This is a genomic window from Enterobacter sp. 725m/11 (assembly GCF_011683705.1).
Taxonomy (GTDB): domain Bacteria; phylum Pseudomonadota; class Gammaproteobacteria; order Enterobacterales; family Enterobacteriaceae; genus Enterobacter; species Enterobacter bugandensis.
The window spans coordinates 1-236 of sequence record NZ_JAAQOK010000136.1 but is presented as its reverse complement, the minus strand read 5'-3'; the positions used below and the strand labels follow the sequence as shown (position 1 = coordinate 236).

The window sequence follows — 236 nt, the reverse complement described above, 5'->3', positions numbered from 1 at the left end:
CCAGTTAGCATCGCGTTCAGTAACAACAGCAGCAACGTTATTGGCAAGATCCATTGTTATCAGCGGTTTTAAGGTTCCCTGACAGGCGATATCAGCATCCAGGTACAGGATCTTATCTTGTTGATCAATAAAGTAATCTGCAATTACAAAACGGAAATACATGGCAATAGACCAATTTTTGGTCGTCGGTAATACCTTAAGCCGTTCACAATTTACCAGATGGATCTGGATACAGG

The 236-nt window shown here is 41.5% G+C and carries 1 protein-coding gene; it reads right to left on the bottom strand.

Annotated features, from left to right (window positions below; translation table 11 throughout):
* The coding region (locus HBA26_RS22760; protein WP_279589380.1) for a glycosyltransferase at positions 1–236 on the bottom strand (236 nt) is incomplete at both ends.